Origin of the sequence: Burkholderia sp. BCC0506 (assembly GCF_902833145.1) — a bacterium.
Taxonomy (GTDB): Bacteria; Pseudomonadota; Gammaproteobacteria; order Burkholderiales; family Burkholderiaceae; genus Burkholderia.
Map to the genome: position 1 here is coordinate 53,216 of NZ_CADFEN010000004.1, position 19,566 is coordinate 72,781.

Annotated in this window: 12 protein-coding genes and 1 pseudogene; 8 read left to right on the forward strand and 5 right to left on the reverse strand. The window is 66.3% G+C overall.

The genetic code is table 11. The features are described 5' to 3' along the window. The first annotated feature begins 70 nt into the window (after nucleotides 1-70). From HWX62_RS10265 to HWX62_RS10280, 4 genes are all read left to right on the forward strand, one after another. A complete protein-coding gene (locus HWX62_RS10265) occupies nucleotides 71-1,261 on the forward strand; it encodes a M20 aminoacylase family protein (RefSeq protein ID WP_175928698.1) in 1,191 nt (396 codons plus the stop codon). A 407-nt stretch (nucleotides 1,262-1,668) separates the two neighbouring features. Next, on the forward strand, nucleotides 1,669-3,942 hold the full coding sequence (locus tag HWX62_RS10270) for a LamG-like jellyroll fold domain-containing protein (RefSeq protein WP_175928697.1): 2,274 nt from the start codon (nucleotides 1,669-1,671) through the stop codon (nucleotides 3,940-3,942). Between the two features lie 58 nt (nucleotides 3,943-4,000). Then, nucleotides 4,001-6,337, forward strand: a complete 2,337-nt coding sequence (locus HWX62_RS10275) for a dockerin (protein ID WP_175928696.1) — start codon at nucleotides 4,001-4,003, stop codon at nucleotides 6,335-6,337. A 223-nt stretch (nucleotides 6,338-6,560) separates the two neighbouring features. After that, a complete protein-coding gene (locus HWX62_RS10280; RefSeq protein ID WP_175928761.1) occupies nucleotides 6,561-7,763 on the forward strand; it encodes an MFS transporter in 1,203 nt (400 codons plus the stop codon). A 32-nt stretch (nucleotides 7,764-7,795) separates the two neighbouring features. On the opposite strand, the gene HWX62_RS10285 is transcribed toward HWX62_RS10280, so the two are convergent. Both HWX62_RS10285 and HWX62_RS10290 read right to left on the reverse strand, forming a co-directional pair. Then, a complete protein-coding gene (locus HWX62_RS10285; protein ID WP_175928695.1) occupies nucleotides 7,796-8,527 on the reverse strand; it encodes an ABC transporter substrate-binding protein in 732 nt (243 codons plus the stop codon). A gap of 44 nt (nucleotides 8,528-8,571) precedes the next feature. Beyond that, a complete protein-coding gene (locus tag HWX62_RS10290; RefSeq protein WP_244136018.1) occupies nucleotides 8,572-8,862 on the reverse strand; it encodes an MFS transporter in 291 nt (96 codons plus the stop codon). Here HWX62_RS10290 and HWX62_RS10295 point away from each other — a divergent pair. Continuing rightward, nucleotides 8,846-9,727, forward strand: a pseudogene (locus HWX62_RS10295) (quinone oxidoreductase); the annotation flags it as partial. The gene HWX62_RS10290 and the pseudogene HWX62_RS10295 overlap by 17 nt on opposite strands. Before the next feature lie 128 nt (nucleotides 9,728-9,855). On the opposite strand, the gene HWX62_RS10300 reads toward HWX62_RS10295, so the two are convergent. Further along, nucleotides 9,856-10,314, reverse strand: a complete 459-nt coding sequence (locus HWX62_RS10300; protein ID WP_027806114.1) for an Lrp/AsnC family transcriptional regulator — start codon at nucleotides 10,312-10,314, stop codon at nucleotides 9,856-9,858. Nucleotides 10,315-10,497: 183 nt separating this feature from the next. Between HWX62_RS10300 and HWX62_RS10305 the strand changes: the two genes are divergently transcribed. Next, on the forward strand, nucleotides 10,498-11,595 hold the full coding sequence (locus HWX62_RS10305; protein WP_175928694.1) for a branched-chain amino acid aminotransferase: 1,098 nt from the start codon (nucleotides 10,498-10,500) through the stop codon (nucleotides 11,593-11,595). 108 nt (nucleotides 11,596-11,703) lie between these two features. Then, complete coding sequence (locus HWX62_RS10310) at nucleotides 11,704-13,617, forward strand: FUSC family protein (RefSeq protein ID WP_175928693.1); 1,914 nt, start codon at nucleotides 11,704-11,706, stop codon at nucleotides 13,615-13,617. Nucleotides 13,618-13,632: 15 nt separating this feature from the next. Here the strand turns inward: HWX62_RS10310 and HWX62_RS10315 are convergent, their stop codons facing one another. Both HWX62_RS10315 and HWX62_RS10320 read right to left on the reverse strand, forming a co-directional pair. After that, nucleotides 13,633-14,571: a response regulator gene (locus HWX62_RS10315; RefSeq protein WP_175928760.1), complete on the reverse strand. Its 939-nt coding sequence runs from the start codon at nucleotides 14,569-14,571 to the stop codon at nucleotides 13,633-13,635. A gap of 67 nt (nucleotides 14,572-14,638) precedes the next feature. Further along, nucleotides 14,639-18,064 (reverse strand): ATP-binding protein, encoded by a 3,426-nt coding sequence (locus tag HWX62_RS10320; protein ID WP_175928692.1) that lies wholly within the window; start codon nucleotides 18,062-18,064, stop codon nucleotides 14,639-14,641. 224 nt (nucleotides 18,065-18,288) lie between these two features. On the opposite strand from HWX62_RS10320, the gene urtA reads away from it, so the two are divergent. After that, nucleotides 18,289-19,563, forward strand: a complete 1,275-nt coding sequence (gene urtA, locus HWX62_RS10325; protein ID WP_175928691.1) for an urea ABC transporter substrate-binding protein — start codon at nucleotides 18,289-18,291, stop codon at nucleotides 19,561-19,563. The last annotated feature ends 3 nt before the right edge of the window (nucleotides 19,564-19,566 follow it).

A 19,566-nucleotide genomic window follows, 5' to 3' on the forward strand; every position in this document is an offset into this window, starting at 1 on the left:
GGCGCGGCGGCGGCCGGCATGGACCGGCCCGCCGTCCTGTCGCGACGATGACAAAAGCGCTTCCCTCCGCATGAAACTGATCGATTCCATCGTCGCGTACGCCGACGAACTGACGGCGATCCGCCGCGATATCCATGCCCATCCCGAGGTCGGCTACGACGTGTTCCGCACCGCCGAACTCGTCGCCGAGCGGCTCGAGCAATGGGGCTATGCCGTCACGCGCGGCGTCGGTCGCACCGGTGTCGTCGGCACCTTGAAGCGCGGAAGTCGCGCGCGCGCAATCGGCCTGCGCGCCGACATGGATGCGCTGCCCGTGCAGGAGGCCAACACTTTCGCGCATCGCTCGACGGTGCCCGGCGCGATGCACGCCTGCGGCCACGACGGGCACACCGCCATGCTGCTGGGGGCCGCGCGCCACCTGGCGCGGCATGGCGAGTTCGACGGCACCGTGCAGTTGTTTTTCCAGCCGGCCGAGGAAGCGGGCGGCGGCGCACGCGCGATGATCGAGGATGGCCTGTTCGAGCGTTTCCCGGTGGATGCCGTGTTCGGGCTGCACAACTGGCCCGGCATCGCGGCCGGCGATTTCGCGGTGCGGCCGGGGCCGCTGATGGCCTCGACCAGCCTGTTCCGGATCGACTTGCGCGGTGCCGGCTGCCACGCGGCCATGCCGCACCTCGGCCGCGATCCGGTGTTCGCGGCGGGCCAGGTGCTGAATGCGCTGCAGGGGATCGTCACGCGCAACCGCAATCCGGTCGACGGCGCGGTGCTGTCGGTCACGCAAGTGCATGCGGGCGAGGCGATGAACGTCGTGCCGACCGATGCCTGGCTCGGTGGCACGGTGCGGACCTTCTCCGATGCGACGCTCGACCTGATCGAGACGCGTATGCGCGCCGTGGTGGCCGCGACGGCCGCGGCCTTCGATTGCGAGAGCGAGGTGGATTTCCAGCGCCAGTATCCGGCTACCGTGAACGACGCCGAGCAGACGGCCGTGGCGGTGGCGGTGATGCGCGAGCTGGTGGGCGACGCGCATGTGAACGCTGCCGTCGATCCGACCATGGCGGCGGAGGATTTCTCGTTCATGCTGCGCGAGAAGCCGGGTTGTTATGCATTCCTCGGGAACGGGGCGGGAGACCATCGCGTGCATGGTCATGGCGGCGGGCCTTGCCTGCTGCACAACGCCAGTTACGACTTCAACGATGCGTTGCTACCGGTCGGGGCGAGTTATTTCGTGAGGTTGGTGGAGCGCGTGTTGGGGCGATAGGCAGGCGCTGCCGACACTGCAGGGGGAGTCGACGCCGCTTTGCGCGACACAACGGTCGGCGACGATTTTATTTCGTTGGACGAATAGACTGGATTCCGGGGAAGTCTTGCGGGTCCGCGTCGGCGTCGGCCGATGAAGCGCCATGTGTACTTCGCAAACGGTGACGACCTTTGCTCTGTTCTACGGCTGTGCCCGGCCGCCTCGTGCATGCCTCGATCCTTGCATCATCGATGTGACAAGTGCGTGTCATCGGTGAATTTGTTATTTTCCGCTTGATTGGATCCCTATCACACTGGATAGAATGCTTCCCGTTCCTGATGAATACGGAACGGATAGTACATTTTTGTCGCGTTGACGATAGCTAAAAAACAGGGGATCCAGACATGCGAGACAAGGGAGCATCGACGATGCTGTCCGAGGAAATCGTCCCACTCGGCGACATCGAGAATATTGCACGACGCCATTTCGTGATGGGTCTCGGTGCAACGCTTCTGACCGGATGCGGCGGTGACGGAGGTAACGCGGTTACAGACGCTGAGGGTACATCGGCAAACAACAGCGCCCTGGCGTCCGGAGTTGCTCCAACTTCTGGCGGTATCGACGCACGCGCGACGTCGGCAGGCACTGCCCGAACCCGCACCTTCACGCATCCCGGCTTGCTGCATACCGAGGCGGATTTCGAACGCATGCGCGCGAAAGTCGGCGCGCAAGCGTCCCCGTGGGTCGACAGCTGGAACGTGCTCGTCGCCAACGGTCACACGCGCCTGACGAACAAGCCGAACCCGCAGGCCGGCATCTATCGCGGCAATGATCCCACTCATGGCCAGAACTACGGCGCGCTCTACAACGACATCGCCGCCGCCTATGGCGACGCGCTGCGCTGGAAGGTGTCGGACGACAAGCGCTACGCCGACAAGGCGGTGGAGTATCTGGACCAATGGGCCTCGACGCTGACGACGCTCGGCGGCAGCGACGTGGCGCTCGCCGCCGGCATCTATGGCTACGAGTTCGCCAACGCTGCCGAAATCATGCGCAGCTACAGCGGCTGGAGCCCGGCCGGCCTCGCCGCGTTTCAGGCGATGATGCGCAATGTGTTCTACCCGGTCAGCCATGCTTTCCTGACCCGTATCGACACCGCAATGGACACGCACTACTGGGCCAACTGGGGACTGGCGAACATCGCGTGCGTCCTGGCCATTGGCGTGCTGTGCGACGATGCCGAGCTCGTCAACGAGGCCGTCACGCATTTCAAGAGCGGTGGCAGTAACGGCTGTATCCGGCAAGCCGTGTACTACATGCATCCCGGCAACCTCGGGCAATGGCAGGAAGCCGGCCGGGACCAGGGGCACAGTGTGCTCGGCATTGCATTGACCGGCGCCATTTGCGAGATGGCGTGGAATCAGGGCATCGACCTGTACGGCTACGACAACAACCGCTTCCTCGCAGGCGCGGAATACGTGGCCAAGGCCAACCTGACGCAGGCGGACGGCGCGTTCCACACGGTGCCTTTCGTCACGTACCAGAACAGCGCCGGCGTCATCCAGACGCAGCTCTCCACCGGCGGGCAAGGCAGCGCCCTGGGGCGGCCCTGCTGGGCGCTGGTGGCCAACCATTACATCAACCGCAAAGGTCTGGCGGCGCCTTACACCAAGCGCGCAGCCGAGCTTGTGGCACCGGAAGGCGGCGGCGGCAACTACGGCCCCAACAGTGGCGGATTCGACCAGCTTGGCTACGGCACGCTCACCTGCACGCTCGACCCCGGCACCCCTGCCGCCACGCCGAGCGGCCTGACCGGCCACGCCAGTGCGGGCAAGGTGGTGCTGTCGTGGTGGGGTAGCAGCAACGCCGTCAGCTACAACGTCAAGCGCGCCACCATTGCCGGCGGACCGTACAGCACCATCCAGAGCGGGATCACCGATCTGCTGACTTATACGGATATGCCAGCCGGTGCCGGCACGTATTTTTATGTCGTGACGGCGCAAACGATTGCGGGCGAATCGGCGCACTCGAACGAAGTGAAAGTGATCACGGCGCAGCAGTTGCTCGCGCACTTCGCGTTCGATGAAGGCAGCGGCATCACGGCCGCCGATAGCTCGGGCAACGGGCGCAATGGCACGCTCAACGGCGCTACGTGGGCAACGGGGCGCAGCGGCAACGCGGTCTCGCTCAACGGCTCGGGCGCGTATGTGGCGCTGCCCGACGCTCTGCTGGCCGATGTGTCGGACTTCACCATCGCCAGCTGGGTGTTCTGGAACGGCTCGCAGACGTGGGCACGCCTGTTCGACTTCGGCACGGGCTTTCACCGCTACATGATGTTCACGCCGCGCGGGCAGATGCGCAACGGCTGGGCCGGCATGCGCTTCGCCATGACGGCCAACGGCCCCGGTGACGGCCCTCCGGAACAGATCATCGACGCGCCCACCGAGCTGCCGAGCAAGCGATGGGTGCATGTGGCCGTCACGCTGTCGGGTTCGACCGGCACGATCTACGTGGACGGCACGCCCGTCGGTACCAACACGGCGATGTTCCAGGCGCCGTTCCGCCTCGGCGGTACCACGCAGAACTGGCTGGGCAAATCGCAATACAGTGCCGACGCCACGTTCCACGGCCTGATCGACGATTTCCGCATCTATCGCGGTGCGCTCGGCGCTGCGCAGATTGCATCGCTCATGGCGAATTGATTGCGCAGGGCCCGACGGCGGGCCCTGCGATGAACCTCTTCCTTCAAGGATTTCTCCGATGACCGTGTTTTCTCAGCGATGGATTGCCGCTGCGGCGGTGGCGTGTACGTTATGGGGCTGTGGTGGTGGATCCGACAGCACGACAGGCGCGTCCAGTCTGGCCGCCAATGTCGCCGCCAATCGTGGCCAGATCGGCGGAAACGGCAGCGGCAGCAACCTGCCGGCGGCGAGCTGGACCAGCGTCAAGTGGGGCGGGGGCGGCTACGTCACCGGCCTGATCTATCATCCGACCAACGCGAGCCTGCTGTACGCACGCACCGACGTCGGCGGCGCGTACCGCTGGAACGCGACCAGCTCGACATGGACGCCGATCACCGACGGCATCGGTTTCGGTGCGGGCGAGGGCGACTTCCACGGCGTCGAAAGCCTCGCACTCGACCCGAACGACGACCAGCTCGTCTACATGATGACCGGCATTACGGTGACGCAGGGGCACAACGGCCGCATCTACATCTCCAGCGATCGCGGCAACACCTGGACGCACTACGACCTGCCGTTCCCGGTAGGCGGCAACGACAACGGCCGGGCCACCGGCGAGCGCCTGCAGGTCGACCCGAACAATCCGTCGACGCTGTTCTACGGGTCGCGTACGGCCGGCCTGTGGAAGAGTGGCGATTCGGGCCGCACATGGGCGCAGGTTGCGGGGCTGTCTTCCACCACGATCAGCGGCGGCAGTTCCCCGATCGGCGTCGAACAGGTGATCTTCGATACGTCGGGCAAGGGTAGCGGCCAGCCGACCTGGATCATGTGGGCCACCGTCGCCCCGGACTACGCGAACGCGGCGGGCCTGACGTCGACGCTGTACAAGTCCACCAACGGCGGCTTCTCGTGGACCCCGGTGCCCGTCCCGCCGACGGTGTCCGGCTACTACATCCCGCACGTCGTGCGCACGTCCGACGGCAACTTCTACGTGGTGTTCAACGCGGGCGTCGGCCAGGGCATCGGGGGGCCGAGCTATCTCTACCGGTTCGGCGGCAGCAACGACGGCAACTGGACGCTGCTCGACAGTTCCGACAGCAACGGCTTTGGCGGCCTGTCCGTCTCCGGTCTGGGCGCGTCCGCCCGAATCGCACTGGGCATGACCGGCTGGAGCGACACCAGCAAGACCATCCAGCTATCCGACGACGGCGGCAGCACGTGGCGCGAAATCGAGGCCGGCATGCCGCATACCGGCACGGCATCGGATGGCTGCGCCGGCTGGGTGGAAAGCGTCGCGATCGACCCCGCCAATCGCGATCACATCATGCACGTCCACGGCGGCGGCATCTGTGAAACCATGAACGCGTCGTCGCCCACGCCGACCTGGAGCCCCAAGGTCGACAACCTCGAGGAAACCGTGACGCTCGCGCTCGTCACGGCGCCGCCCGGTGCGTCGTACAACTTCATCAACAGCGCCGGCGACATCGGCACGTGGGTCAATACGGACCTCTCGACGAGGCCGACGAAAGGCCCGTTGAACACGTGGAGCAGCGGCAATTCGGCCGATATGTCGTGGTCCGATCCGACGTACATCGCCGCCGCGGGCGTCGACAACGCCAACGGCCATGCCACCAAGGGCTTCTGGTCGGGCGACGGCGGCAATAGCTGGGCGACGTTCGCGTCGCTGCCCAACGGTGCCGCGGCAAGCCAGAGCAACGTGGGCAACCTGGTCGTCCCGTCCCGCAACAACGTGACCTGGGCACCGCCGGACTCGGTGCCGTCGTACACCACCGACAATGGCGCCAGCTGGACGGCGACCAACCTGCCGGCGTTCAGCGCCGTCTGGAACGGCTTCCCGCGTGCCTACCGCCTGGCCGCGGACCGCAAGAACCCGAACAAGGTCTATGCGTACGATTCGGGCGGTGCGTCGTGGAGCTGGCAGCGCGGCAAGATCTACGTCTCGAACGACGGCGGCCACACGTTCACGCTGAGCCAGGGCTCGGTGAACGCGAATCTGGCGTGGAATGCGTGGCGGGATACGTCGATGGCGGTCAATCCGAACGCGGAGGGCGATCTTTGGCTGGCCGACGGCACGGCCGTGTACCACTCGGTGGACGCGGGGGCGACCTGGGCGAAGCTCGGCGCCTTTGCGTCGGCCAACGGCACGCCGGGCGCCACCGTGATCGCGTTGGGCAAGGCACCGACCGGTTCGCCGTACTCGGCCGCGGTCTACGTGGAAGGCACGTTGAACGGCGTCTGGGGCATTTACCATTCCGACGACGGCGGCGCGACGTGGGCGCGCTTCAACGACGACGCGCACCAATTCGGCGACTCCGGCGTGATGGCCGGCGACTGGAACACCTACGGCCGGATTTACGTCAATGGCGCCGCTCGCGGTCTGATCTTCAGCAATTGAGGTCGATCGGCCTGTCGACCGTCCGGTTGCGGTTTGCAACCGGACGGTGCGCGTGGTTGAATGGCGGCAAGGGCGAGGATCTCATGCTTTCTCGTGCTCGTCAGCGGGATCGATCCGAGCAGCGCAACATCGGCGGCGCGTCCGGATCGACGTACCGAGCGCCCCGCGAAGCGGGCGTATCCCGCGGGCGCCTTCCGACCAATCTTGCAGAGGCATACGCGTGATGCGTGTCGACCAGCCGGCCTTTCTGGGTTCTCTCTTTCTGTCGCGGCTTGCAGACCAGATGCTGCTCTTCCTGGTGCCGCTCGTCGTCTTTCAGGTCACGCAGAAAGCGACGTGGTCCGGGCTCGCGTTTTTCATCGAAACGCTTCCGCGATTCATTGCCTTCCCGATCTGCGGTGCACTGAGCGACCGCGTGTCACCGATTCGCGTGCTGCGGGTGAGCCAGGCCAGCCGGGCCGCCGCTTGCCTGATCGGCATCGTCGGCTATGTCGCGTGGAACGGGATCGGCTGGCTGATCGCGCTGTCCGCCGTATGCGGCGCGCTCACGAGCCAGGGTCTCGTCGCCCGGGAGGTGCTGCTGCCGCAGATTTTTCCGCAACAGCGCTTCGAGAAAGTGCTGGCCCATACGCAGCTCGCCGATCAGTTGGGCGTCGTGCTCGGGCCGATCGTCGCGGCGGCGCTGCTGGGGTGGCGCACCTGGGAGTGGGCCGTCGCCGGCGCGGCGTTACTGTTTGCCGCGGCGGACATGTTGATTTTCGTCTGGCAACGGACCAGCACGGCGCGTGTCGCGCCTCCCGAACGCTTCGACGGGCCGTGGTATGCGCCGTTCGGCGTGGCGCTGACGCATGTCGCCACGCTGCCGGGGCTCGGGCGGCTGGTCCTGCTGGCGGCGGCGGAAAACCTCGTGATCGGGACGACACTTGCGACGTCGGCTGCAATGGTCACCGGTGCGTTCCGGCAATCCGGCGGTTTCTATGCGGGACTGCAGGTCGCGGGTGCCGTCGCGACGGTCGCGATCCTGTTGTTCGTCGCGCGTATCGAGGTGTCGCGCGTGCGGCTCGGCATCGTCGCATTCGTTGCGATCGCGGCAGGCGGCCTCGTGATGGGCATGTCGGGTTCGATCGCGATGTACGTGGCCGGCTTCCTGATGGTCATCGGTTTCGACAAGATGTTCAACGTGTACATCCGCAGCGCACGGCAGGCGATCATCCCCCCTCGGGACTACGGCAAGACGACGGGCGTCATCGTCCTGCTGAACAACGCGACGCAGCCGCTTGCCGGGCTGCTCGTGGGGCTCTTCTCCGGTCGCGGGCGCGTTGCGCTCGTCGTGACGCTGACCGCCGCCGGCATGGCGATACTGGGCGGCATGGTCGTTGCCGTCGGCGCCGCCCGGACGCGATCGACCGCACGCGTGTCGGACTGACGCCCAGACCGGTACGCATGGGCGGCATCGGCCTACGCAGCGGGCGCCACCGACGCGCCGGCAATCTTGTGCCGCGCGAGGGCCTCGGCGACGAATCCGGACGCCTTCGCTTGCTCGACGAAGGCGCGCAACGTTTCGGCTGCCGCCGTCCCGCGGCACTTCGGCAAACCCATCGCCTGACGGATCACCATGAATCGCTCGTCGAGCAAACGCAGGCCCGGGGTTCGACGTGCGTCCGCCTCGAGCTGCTGCTTGACGCCGGCGGCGACTTCGAGGCCTTGATCGAGGAACGTTCGGACGACGGCCGGGGATGACGGCGCCCGAACGATCCGCGCATGCTTCAATTCGCGCGTCAGGAACAAATCGTAGGCGCTTCCGTCACCCACTGCCACGCGGATCGACGGCTGGTCGACATCGTCGTTGGCGCGAATCGACGATTCGTCGCGCACCATGTAGTAGCCTTCGATCAGCACGTACGGATCGGTAAACGCGATGGTTTCGCCTCGTCGCGGATCGATGGCGAAGAAGCCGATGTCTGCCCGCTCGTCGCTGACCGCCTGAACCGACTTGCCCGCCGTATCGAACACCACCAGTTCGAGCGGCACGCCGAGCGTTGCGGCGAAGGCGCGCGCCAGGTCGACCGACACGCCGGTCGGGGCGCCCGACATGTCCTTGCCCGCGAGAATCGGGTTCCCGAGATTGATCGATGCCCGCAGCTTGCCGGCCGGTGTGAATGCGCGAATGACGGATGGATCGGGTTTCATGTTGATCGTGTGCAGAACGGAGATTCACAGGTGGGCACGGGCCGTCAGCCACAGACCCGCGCATCGCTCGACTTGCGCTGCGCGAGCGCTCGCGGCCTCAGCAGTATCGCCACGGCCAGCACGCTGGCCAGCGCGATACCGCCGGCGAGAAAGAACGCGCTGAGGAACGTATGGCTTTCCTGCACGAGAAAACCGGTGGCAGCCGGGCCGACGATGCCCGCGCAGTTCGCGATCGCATGCACGCATCCGCCGACACTGCCGAGTTTCGGGCCGGGGATCGTGTCCTGGATCAGCGCCCAATAGGCGCTGCCGCTCAGATCCGGCATCAACTTCATGGACGTTCACACGCGACAGGGGAAGTACCGCGATTCGCGCACCTATCCCGTGCGGATTCCGTGCACGCTCGGCATGGAGGGCGCAGGGGAGGTCGTCGAGGTGGGGGCGGGCGTCACATCCGTGCGCGCGGGCGATCGCGTCGCGTGGTGCATCGTGTGGGGAGCGTACGCCCAGTATGCAGTCGTCCCCGCCGCGCGGCTTGCACGCATCCCGGACGACATTGCGTACGATCTCGCCGCGGCAGCGATCTTCCAGGGCTCGACCGCGCATTATCTGTTCGACGACGTCGGGAAGCTCGAAGCCGGCATGACCTGCCTCGTCCATGCGGCATCAGGCGGTATCGGCCAATTGCTGGTGCAATTGGCGAAGCGGCGCGGCGTCGACGTGTTCGCCACGACGAGCACGGCGGACAAGGCCGCGATCGCGCGGGCGCGCGGTGCGGATCACGTCCTGCTTTACGAGAACGGCGGCTTCGCGGATCGCATCCGCGAACTGACCGATGGTCGAGGTGTGGACGTGGTGTTCGATGCCGTCGGCAGGACGACTTTGCGCGACAGCTTCCGCGCGACCCGCGTGCGCGGGCTGGTCGTCAACTACGGCTCGGTGACAGGCCCGATCCGCGATCTCGATCCCTACGAACTCGGCGAAGCCGGCTCGCTTTTCCTGACACGCCCGCGGCTCGCCGATCATCTCGCCGACGCGCGCACCGTGCAGCGCCGCGCCGACGACGTGTTCGCCGCCATCGGGCAGCGCGCGCTGCATGTCGAAATCAACGGACACTACACGCTGGACAACGTCGAGGAAGCGCATGCGGCCCTCGAGGAGCGCCGCCAGTCGGGCAAGGCGGTGATGGACATCGGGTAGTCCCCGCCGAGCGTTCATACGACGCAGATGCCGGTGCGGCGATGTGCATGCGTCACCGGTGACGAACGCGTTCCTCGGCCCGACAGGAACGGCGTTTCGCATGCGGCGTGCCGCAGCGGCATGCACGATCAAAGCGGAAGCACGGAAGTCTGCTTGATCTTCTGCATCGGAATCTCGGTCTTCACGCTCTGCACGCCCTCTATCCGGGTCAAGTGGTCGATCTGGAGTTTCCGGTACGCGTCGATATCGGCGGTCACGACACGCAGCAGGCAATCGCAATCGCCCGCCATCAGGTGGCACTCGAGCACCTGTGGAAGACGTTGAACCGCCTCGGTGAAACGGTCGACGGTTTTCGCGTCCTGGCTCGTCAGCCAGATGCGGACGAAGACGGTCAACCCCGCGCCGATCTTCGATGCGTCGAGCAGCGCCGCGTAGCGCTCGATGACACCCGCCTGTTCCAGTTGCCTGACGCGACGCAGGCACGGTGACGGCGACAAGCCCACTTTCTGCGCCAGTTCCACGTTTTGGATGCGCCCGTCTTCCTGGAGCGCTCTCAGAATGCGGCGGTCCATTTCGTCCAGCTCGATCATGGCCATTGATCCGGTACGGTGGGTTGAGGCATGCGATGCCTGGATAGTCGATTTTCGAAGCATTGCATTGCTGAACTGCCTCGATCTTAAGTCGAACACGCAACCTGAAATTATTTTTTCTACGATAAATTTTTGCCCGTAGCAGCCGGGACGGTCCCGCTGCCGATCAAGGGGCAAACGATGAGCACCGATTCCGTCCAGCACTTCGAATTCGAACCAAATCCTCACCCCGTCGCGGCGGCCGAGCGCGCGGCGCTGCTCGCCAATCCCGGTTTCGGCCGGGTCTTCACGGATCACATGGTGACGATCCGCTACTCGGCGGAACAAGGGTGGCATCACGCGAAAATCGGGCCGCGCGAGCCGTTCCGGTTCGATCCGGCGACGCTCGTGCTGCACTACGCGCAGGAAATTTTCGAGGGCCTGAAAGCCTACCGGTTGCCGGACGGCGGCGCGGCGTTGTTTCGCCCCGATGCGAATGCGCGGCGCTTTCGCCATTCGGCCGAGCGGCTCTCGATGGCGCCGCTGCCGGAGGCGATGTTCGTCGAATCGGTCCGTGCGCTGGTCCGGACCGACCGCGACTGGATTCCGGCGTTCGACGGCGCGGCGCTGTATTTGCGTCCGTTCATGATCGCGACGGAGGCGGTGCTCGGCGTGAAGCCGTCGCCGGAGTACCTGTACTGCGTGATCGCGACGCCGGTCGGCGCGTACTTCAAGAGCGGCGCGTCGGGGGTGACGCTGTGGGTGTCGGAGCACTACACGCGGGCCGCGCCGGGCGGCACGGGCGACGCGAAATGCGGCGGCAACTACGCGGCGAGCCTGGCTGCGCAGGCCGAGGCGACCCGCGAAGGCTGCGAGCAGGTCGTATTTCTCGACGCGGTCGAACGCCGCTGGATCGAGGAACTGGGCGGGATGAACGTGTTCTTCGTGTTCGACGACGGGTCGATCCAGACGCCGCCGCTGAACGGGACGATCCTGCCGGGCATCACGCGCGCGTCGTTGATCACGCTGGCCCGGGATCTGAATTACACGGTGCGGGAGGAGGGCTACACGATCGACCAGTGGCAGGCGGATGCGCGCAGCGGTCGGCTGGTCGAGGCGTTCGCGTGCGGCACGGCGGCGGTCGTGACGGCGATCGGCAGGGTGAAGGGCCGGACGTACGACTTCACGATCGGCGAAGGCGGCACGGGGCCGGTCACGTCGCGCCTGAAGGCGGCGCTGCTCGACATCCAGAACGGGCGCGAAGCCGATCGCCACGGCTGGGTCGAACGCGTGTTTTGAGCTCGGTGCGGCGGCCCTCGCGACACGCGACGCCCGATGGCCGTCACGCAAGCCGCGGCCGGCATCCCGGCCGGAAGCCGCCGCGCAGCCTCCTGGAATGCTTCGATCATGTCAGCTGTTTCGTTGTCACGGGCGATTGACCGCCTGTTCATTGCCGACCCCGGTCTTCATCGGCTGCTGGGCGGTGTGCGGGCCGCCCTCGCGAGCCTGCTTGCCGGCGCGCTCGGCATTGCATGGGCGCTCCATCTCGGTTTTGCGATCACCACCGGCGCCGTGGGCATACTTTTCTCGATGATCGCGCCGCTCTTCCTGCGCGATGCTCACCGGCTGGACTGGTATGAATCGCTTGCCTGGCAGTACGGCGTCGCATGCGCGAGTTTCGCCGCGGCCACGGCCGCCGCCGCGAGCCCGTGGCCGGCCGTCGGCAAGGCGGGTTTCGTGATCGTGCTGTTCTGTTCGATGCTGTGCCAGACCCGGGGGCCGCGCACGATCGGATGCGCGTTCCTGGCGATCGCGATGTACTACCTCGGGCTGTATCTGCACCCGGCCGCGCCGCAGGCCGGCCACATGCTGGCGATGTCGATCGCAGGCCCCGCAAGCGTCGTGCTCGTCTGCCGCATGCTGTTGCCGGCGCATGCGGCGCCCACGCCACGGCTCATCGCGCGCTCGGTATCGCTGCAAGCGGCATGCATCGCACGAAGCGACACATCGGACGCGGGCGCACTGGATGCGATGGCGCATCTGCTGGCGCTGAACGAAGCCGCCATCGCCCTCGAGCATCACGCGTCGACACGCGATGAAGGCGACGCGCATGCGTTGCACGCCGCGCTCGTCGCATTGGAGATCGTGGCGGCGCGACGCGTGCTGAAGCGCGATCGGACCGACGCCGCCGCCGCGGCGCTACGCGCGGCGATCGCCCGCTTCGAGCGCGTCGCCGACGACGTGGCGGCGCGCATGAGCGCGGCACGTCCGCCCGCGATGCCGCGGCACACGCGCGCGGCGCCGTGGGCTGCCGGCTGGCGCACGCTTGCCTGGTTGCCGGCGATCCGTGCCGCGGCGGCCGCGTGCGCCGCCATGTCGATCGGCGAGACGCTGTCGTCGGAGCGGTGGATGTGGGCAGTGCTCAGTACGTTCGTCGTGTTCTTTGGCACGTATTCGTGCGCGGACACGATCTATCGCGGCGCGCAACGCGTCGCCGGCACGCTCGCCGGCGCGCTTGCGAGCGTACTCGTCGTCGGCGCCGTGCATCATGCGAATGCACTCGCGGCCGTCGTCATGGGCGTTTGCGTGTTTGCGTGGGCGTACCACATCCTGCACGCGTATGGGCGCGGCGTGTTCTTTCTCACGGTGTTGATCGGTCTCGTCTATGCGCAACTGGGGTTCGAGATCGGCGCGCTCGCGGAACTGCGTATCGGCGAGGTGTTGATCGGCTGTGCGGTGTCGCTCGCGGCGGCGATGCTGGTGATGCCGCTGGCGGCATCGCGCCACATCGCGACGCGCGCGCACGGCCTGTTGGCGGCGTTGCGCGAGCTCGTGCACGAACGCGGCGACGGCGCGCGGCCGGGGGCGGCGCAGACGCGCGCGGCCGATCGCCGTTTTCACGACGTGCGCATGGCGATCAGGCCGTTGGCCGCGTGGCGCATGCTTCGTGTCTCCGGCGATGCGCGACGGCTGCTGGACACGCTCTTGGTCTGCTGGCTGTATGGTCGCATCGCGGCGACCCGCTTGCCGGTCGAAGCCGGTGGGCCGGTCGTCGCATTCGAGCGGCATGCGTGCGCAGCCATCGTCACGCGCATCGATGCATTGATGCGCGACCTGGATCGCAGCCGCTCGATGCGACTGGATGCGGTTGCGAACGTCGGGAGCGGCACGCTCGCGATAGCCGGCGATCGTCCGTTACCGGACCATCGGGAACTGGCTCGGCTCGACGCGAAGTTGAGCGAACTCAACCGGGTGTTCGAGCGCGCGCTGTTCGGAAAAACACGGGCAAGGAACGGGCTGGCGCTCGATCCAGAGGCTTGAACGACGAAATCCATTTCATGCGCGCTCGAGCATCTTGAGCGCCGCGGCGGCTGCCCCCGCACGGGTCTCGACGTGGAGCTTGCGGAACAGGTGTTCGAGATGTTTGTTCACCGTGCGCGGGGCGATGCCCAGGATGTCGCCGATATCGCGGTTGGTCTTGCCGTGCGACACCCAGAGCAGCACTTCGGCCTCGCGCAGGGTCAGGCCGAAGCGTTCGGCGAGCGCATGGCAATGCGCGGTGTCGTCTCTTTCCTTGAGGATCACGATCCATTCGCCCGGTTCCGGACCGCGTGTCGCGCTGGCCGAGCGGCGTATCTGGCCCGAGCTGAATTCGTGCACGGCGTCGCCCGGGGCGCCGCGCGCGAGCCAGTCGACGAACCAGGTGCGCAGCGGCACCGGCAGCTTCGGCGGCGCACCGGTATCGTGTGCGTTCGCCGTTTGCGCGGCATCGGCGGGGCCGTCATGCGCAGTCGTGTACGCAGCGATATGATGCGCGGCCTGCGGGCTCTGCCACCGGATCGTGCCATCCGCACCGACGATCAGCGCCGCGCGCGTGTCGAGCGACAGGGCGGCCTCCGCGTACAACTGCGCGCGTGAACGCCGCACGTGGGCACCGATGCGCGCGCACAGCTCCTCGGGCTGCACCGGCTTGGTCACGTAATCGATGCCGCCCACGCGAAAGCCGCGTACGACGTGCTCGCTCTCCGTCAGTGCAGTCATGAAGATCACGGGCAGATGCTCGTGCCGTCCGTCCTGCTTGATACGCACGCACGTTTCGAAGCCGTCCATGCCGGGCATCATGGCGTCGAGCAGCACCACGTCGGGCGTCACGCGCGCGAGGCGTTTGAGCGCATCCTCGCCGGACAAGGCGACGATCACCGCGTAGCCGTGCGCCTGCAGCGTATCGGACAGAAAGGCGAGGTTCTCCGGCGTGTCGTCGACGATCAGGATCATGGGCCGTTCGCGCCGCCACGCGGCCGGGTCGTCGACGATCGGAGAAGCCACGATCGTGGTGTGCGCGTCACGCGTTCGCGCCGCGCGCGAGTCGGTCAAGTTCATGCTCGAGTTCCCTTAACTGAAAACGTTCGGCCAACGCGCGCAACGCGTCGACTTGATCGCGCAGCTCGGGCCAGGTCTCGCGGGCGGCGTCGAGCCGTTCGATCACGCCCTGTACGTAGCCGACTTCGAGATGCGCATGCAGACGTTCGACGAGTTCGCGCGGCCACGCGGCGGGCGTGAGCGGCCGTGTCGCGACCGCCGGTAGCGCGCTCGCACCGGTATCGGAGGCAATCCAGTCGAGTGCAAGCAGCTGCGCCAGCTTGTCGAGCAGCAGGTTCACCTGCAGCGGTTTCACCAGATAGCCCTTGCATCCGGTCGCGCTCGCGCGATCGCGGTCGTCGGCGAACGCGTTGGCGGAGAGCAGAACGATGGGCGCGTTCGACAACTGATTCTCGGAGATCAGGCGGCTGGTTTCGTAGCCGTCCATCAACGGCATCGAAATGTCCATGATGATGGCGTCCGCCGTGTGCATCGCCAGCCAGCGCAGCGCATCGGTGCCGCTGGCCGCCTCGGCGACGTCGAAGCCGAGCGGCGTGAGCAATTGCACGACGATGTCGCGCTGATCGTCGAGGTCGTCGACCACGAGAATGGTGCGGCGCGCCCCCGTATAGCCGCGGATCGACGCGAGTTCGGCGTGGGTGTCGGCCGCCGCGTCGACGGCGGGGGCGAACAGGCGTACCACGAAGCGCGTGCCGTGCCCGACTTCGCTGTCCACTTCCAGGCTGCCGCCGAGCGCTTGCGTGAGCAGCCGGCAGATCGTGAGTCCGAGGCCCGCGCCGTGATCGTACGCATGGGCCGCCTCGCCGCGTTCGAACGGCAGGAACAGGCGCTCCATTTCGGTGGGCGGGATGCCGGGGCCGGTATCGATCACCTCGAATTTGAGGGTATCGAGCACGTGACCGACGCGCAGCGTGATCGTGCCGCTCGACGTGAAGCGGATCGCATTGCCGATCAGGTTGGTGAGGATCTGGCTCATGCATTTCTGGTCGGTGCGCACGGTGGCGGGCAGCCGGCCGACCGTCTGCACGTCGAAGGCGAGTGCTTTTTCGAGCGCCTGCGGGCGCAGCATCGACGTCAGGTGCGAGACGAAATCGGCGAGGGATACCTTCGCGATGTTCAACTGAAGCTTGCCCGCCTCGATGCGCGCGATGTCGAGCAGGCCGTCGACCAGCGCGAGCAGATGCTCGCCGCTGCGATGGATCGTGCGCACGGCGTTGTAGCGCATGGGCGTGAGTTCTTCCTTCGCCTGCAGCAGCAACTGCGTGTAGCCGAGAATGCTGTTCAGCGGCGTGCGCAATTCATGGCTCAAACCCGAGACGTAACGGCTCTTGGCCTGATTGGCCGATTCCGCGGCGGCGGTCGCACGCTTGAGCGCCGCGTCGGTTTTCTGGTGCGCGTCGATTTCGAGCATCAGCAGCTCGTTTTGCCGCTGCGACTCTTCCTGCGTGACGCGGCGATTTTCCCGCTCCAGCACGAACCACCAGGCCGCGATGCAGCCCACCAGCGACAGCGCGAAAAAGATCTTCAGAAAGCTGCCCGAAAGCGCCTGGCCGATCGACGGCCCGGCGGCGATCATCGACGTCGCGCTTTGAGACCAGATCAGATAGAGCACGCTGCCCAGCACCGCGAGCATGGCGAGCACGAGGCTCGCATAGTGAATGAGCCGCAGCGCGGCGGGGCCGAGCCGTGCGCCCGGGAGCACGCGGTGCAGCGCGCGGCCGGCCTGCGACGCGAAGCGCGCGTGCGGCTTGCAGCGATCGTGGCAGCGCGAGTCGAGCGAGCAGCACAGCGAGCAGATCGTGCCTCCGTAGGCCGGGCAGTACGCCGTATCGTCGGGCTCGAAGGTGTTTTCGCAAATCGCGCAGCGCAGCGAGGGCGCGTCGCCGGTAGGCTGCGCGGCGCGGGCAATGTAAAAGCGACCGCGCGTGAGTATCGCGAGCACCGGCGCGCACGCGAACGCCGCGCCGAACGCGATGAACGACGACATCGCCTGGGCGAGCACGCCGAACAGGCCGCTATGCGCGAGCATCGCGACGGCGGCTGCGATCAGCATCGCGCCGACGCCCACGGGATTCACATCGTAGAGATGCGCGCGCTTGAACTCGATATGTCGCGGGCTATAGCCGAGCGGCTTGTTGACGACGAGATCGGCGAACAGCGCGCCGATCCACGCAATCGCGATGTTCGCGTAGAGCGACAGCACCTTCGCGATTGCGTCGAACACGCCCATTTCGACGAGCAGCAGCGCGATCATGACGTTGAACACGAGCCATACCACGCGGCCCGGATGGCTGTGCGTGAGCCGTGCGAAAAAATTGGACCACGCGAGCGAGCCCGCATAGGCATTGGTCACGTTGATCTTCAACTGCGAGACGATCACGAACAGCGTCATCGCCGGCAGCGCCCAGCTCGCGAGCCCCAACGGATCGAGCAGCAGATGATAGGCGACGAGGTACATCTGCGTAGGCTCGGTGGCGTGGCCGGCATCGACTTCGTACTGGAGCGCGATGAAGGCGAGCAGAGCGCCGCCCAGCATCTTGAGCGCGCCGGGCACGATCCAGCCGGGCCCCGTCGAGAGCAACGCGAACCACCAGCGCGTGCGGTTCTTCGCGGTGAGCGGCGGCAGGAAACGCAGATAGTCCACCTGTTCGCCGACCTGGACGATCAGCGCGAACACGACCGTCGACGCCTGGCCGAAGGCGATCAGGCTGAACGCGCGGCCCTGCGGCGCGAAGCCCGCGAAGGTGGTCCATTGCGCGATCAGGTCGGGATGGCGCCACAGCACGGCGGCGTAGGGCAGCACGAACAAGACGAGCCACAGCGGCTGCGTCCAGCTTTGCAGGCGGTTGATCAGCGTGATGCCGAACATGACGATCGGAATCACGACGAGCGAACTTACGACGTAGGCGATCGCCAGCGAAATATGGAAATACAGCTGGAGCGCAAGCGACATGATGGCCGCTTCGAGCGCGAAAAAAATGAACGTGAACACCGCGTACAGCAGCGAAGTGACCGTCGAGCCGATATAGCCGAAGCCCGCGCCACGCGTGAGCAGGTCCATGTCCACGCCGTAGCGCGCCGCGTAATAGCTGATGGGCAGGCTCGTGAGCCAGATCAGCACGGAGACGGCCGCGATGGCCCAGACCGCGTTCGTGAAGCCGTAGTTGACGACGAGACTGCCGCCGATCGCTTCCAGCACCAGGAACGACACGGCGCCGATTGCCGTATTGGCCACGCGCAGCTCCGACCAGCGCCGGAACGAGCGCGGCGTGAAGCGCAGCGCGTAGTCCTCGAGGGTTTCGTCGCCGACCCAGGCGTTGTAGTCGCGACGCACCTTGACGATGCGTTGCGTACCGGGCGCGCCCACTGACGGGTGACTCTGGGACATGAAGATGATCCGAAATGGTGCGAAAGCGGCACGAGCGGGGCGCGGACGGCGCAACGGCGGACCACGCCGCTCAGGATCGCCCTGCAATGCAAATTACATTCCAGTCCGCGCGGCGGGAATACGTCGATTGACGTATTTCGATCCTCAAATTGGCTTTCTACATTGCGTCCAACCTCGACCCAGCCCGCAGCGCCTCGCGCCGGGCACCCGATAAGGAGAACGTGATGTCCGCAGACGATCGACTCGATGATGACGCCCGGATGCCTTCGCCGCTGCGCCGGAAAATGCTCGGCGGTCTCGCCGCCGCGCCGCTGATGGCGCTGGGCCTGCCGCGCGGCGCGTGGGCGCAAACGCCGCCCACGGCGAAGGTCAACACCACGCGCCTCGCGGTCACGGACACCACGGTGACGGTCGGCCAGCTCCACTCGGCCACGGGCACGATGGCGATCTCCGAAACCGGCTCGATCCAGGCCGAACGCCTCGCCATCGAGCAGATCAACGCGATGGGCGGCGTGCTCGGCCGCAAGGTGCAGATCATTCAGGAGGACGGCGCCTCCGACTGGCCGACCTTCGCCGAAAAATCGAAGAAGCTGCTGGAGAACGACCACGTCGCGGCCGTGTTCGGCTGCTGGACGTCGGCCTCGCGCAAGGCGGTGCTGCCGGTGTTCGAGAAGGACAACGGGCTGCTCTATTACCCGACCTTCTACGAAGGCCTCGAACAGTCGAAGAACGTGTTCTACACGGGCCAGGAAGCGACCCAGCAGATTCTGTGGGCGCTCGACTGGGCGTCGAACACGAAAAAGGCCAAGACCTTCTTCCTGATCGGTTCCGACTACATCTGGCCGCGCACGTCCAACAAGATCGCGCGCCGCCATATCGAACAGCATCTGCACGCGAAGGTGGCGGGCGAGGAGTATTACCCGCTCGGCACGACCGAGTTCGCGTCGCTGATGAACAAGATCAAGCTCGCGCGCCCGGACTGCATCTTCGCGACCGTGGTGGGCGGCTCGAACGTGGCGTTCTACAAGCAGCTCAAGGCCGCGGGCATCACGCCGCAGAAGCAGTTCCTGCTGACGCTGTCGGTGACCGAGGACGAAGTGCTCGGCATCGGCGGCGACAACTTCGCGGGCTTCTATTCGTCGATGAAGTACTTCCAGTCGCTCGACAACGACAACAACAAGAAGTTCGTCGCGGCGTTCAAGGCGCGCTACGGCCAGAAGTCGGTGATCGGCGACGTGACGCAGGCCGCCTATCTCGGCCCGTGGATCTGGAAGGCCGCGTGCGAGCGCGCGGGCAGTTTCGACGTGGACAAGGTGGTCGCGCATTCGGCCGGCATCGAGGTGGCGAACGCGCCGCAAGGCTACGCGAAGGTCGATGCGAACCATCACCTGTGGAGCCGCTCGCTGATCGGCCAGGGGCAGGCGGACGGCCAGTTCAAGGTCGTCGCGCAGTCGGATCAGCCGATCCAGCCGAATCCGTTCCCGAAGGGCTACATGTAATCC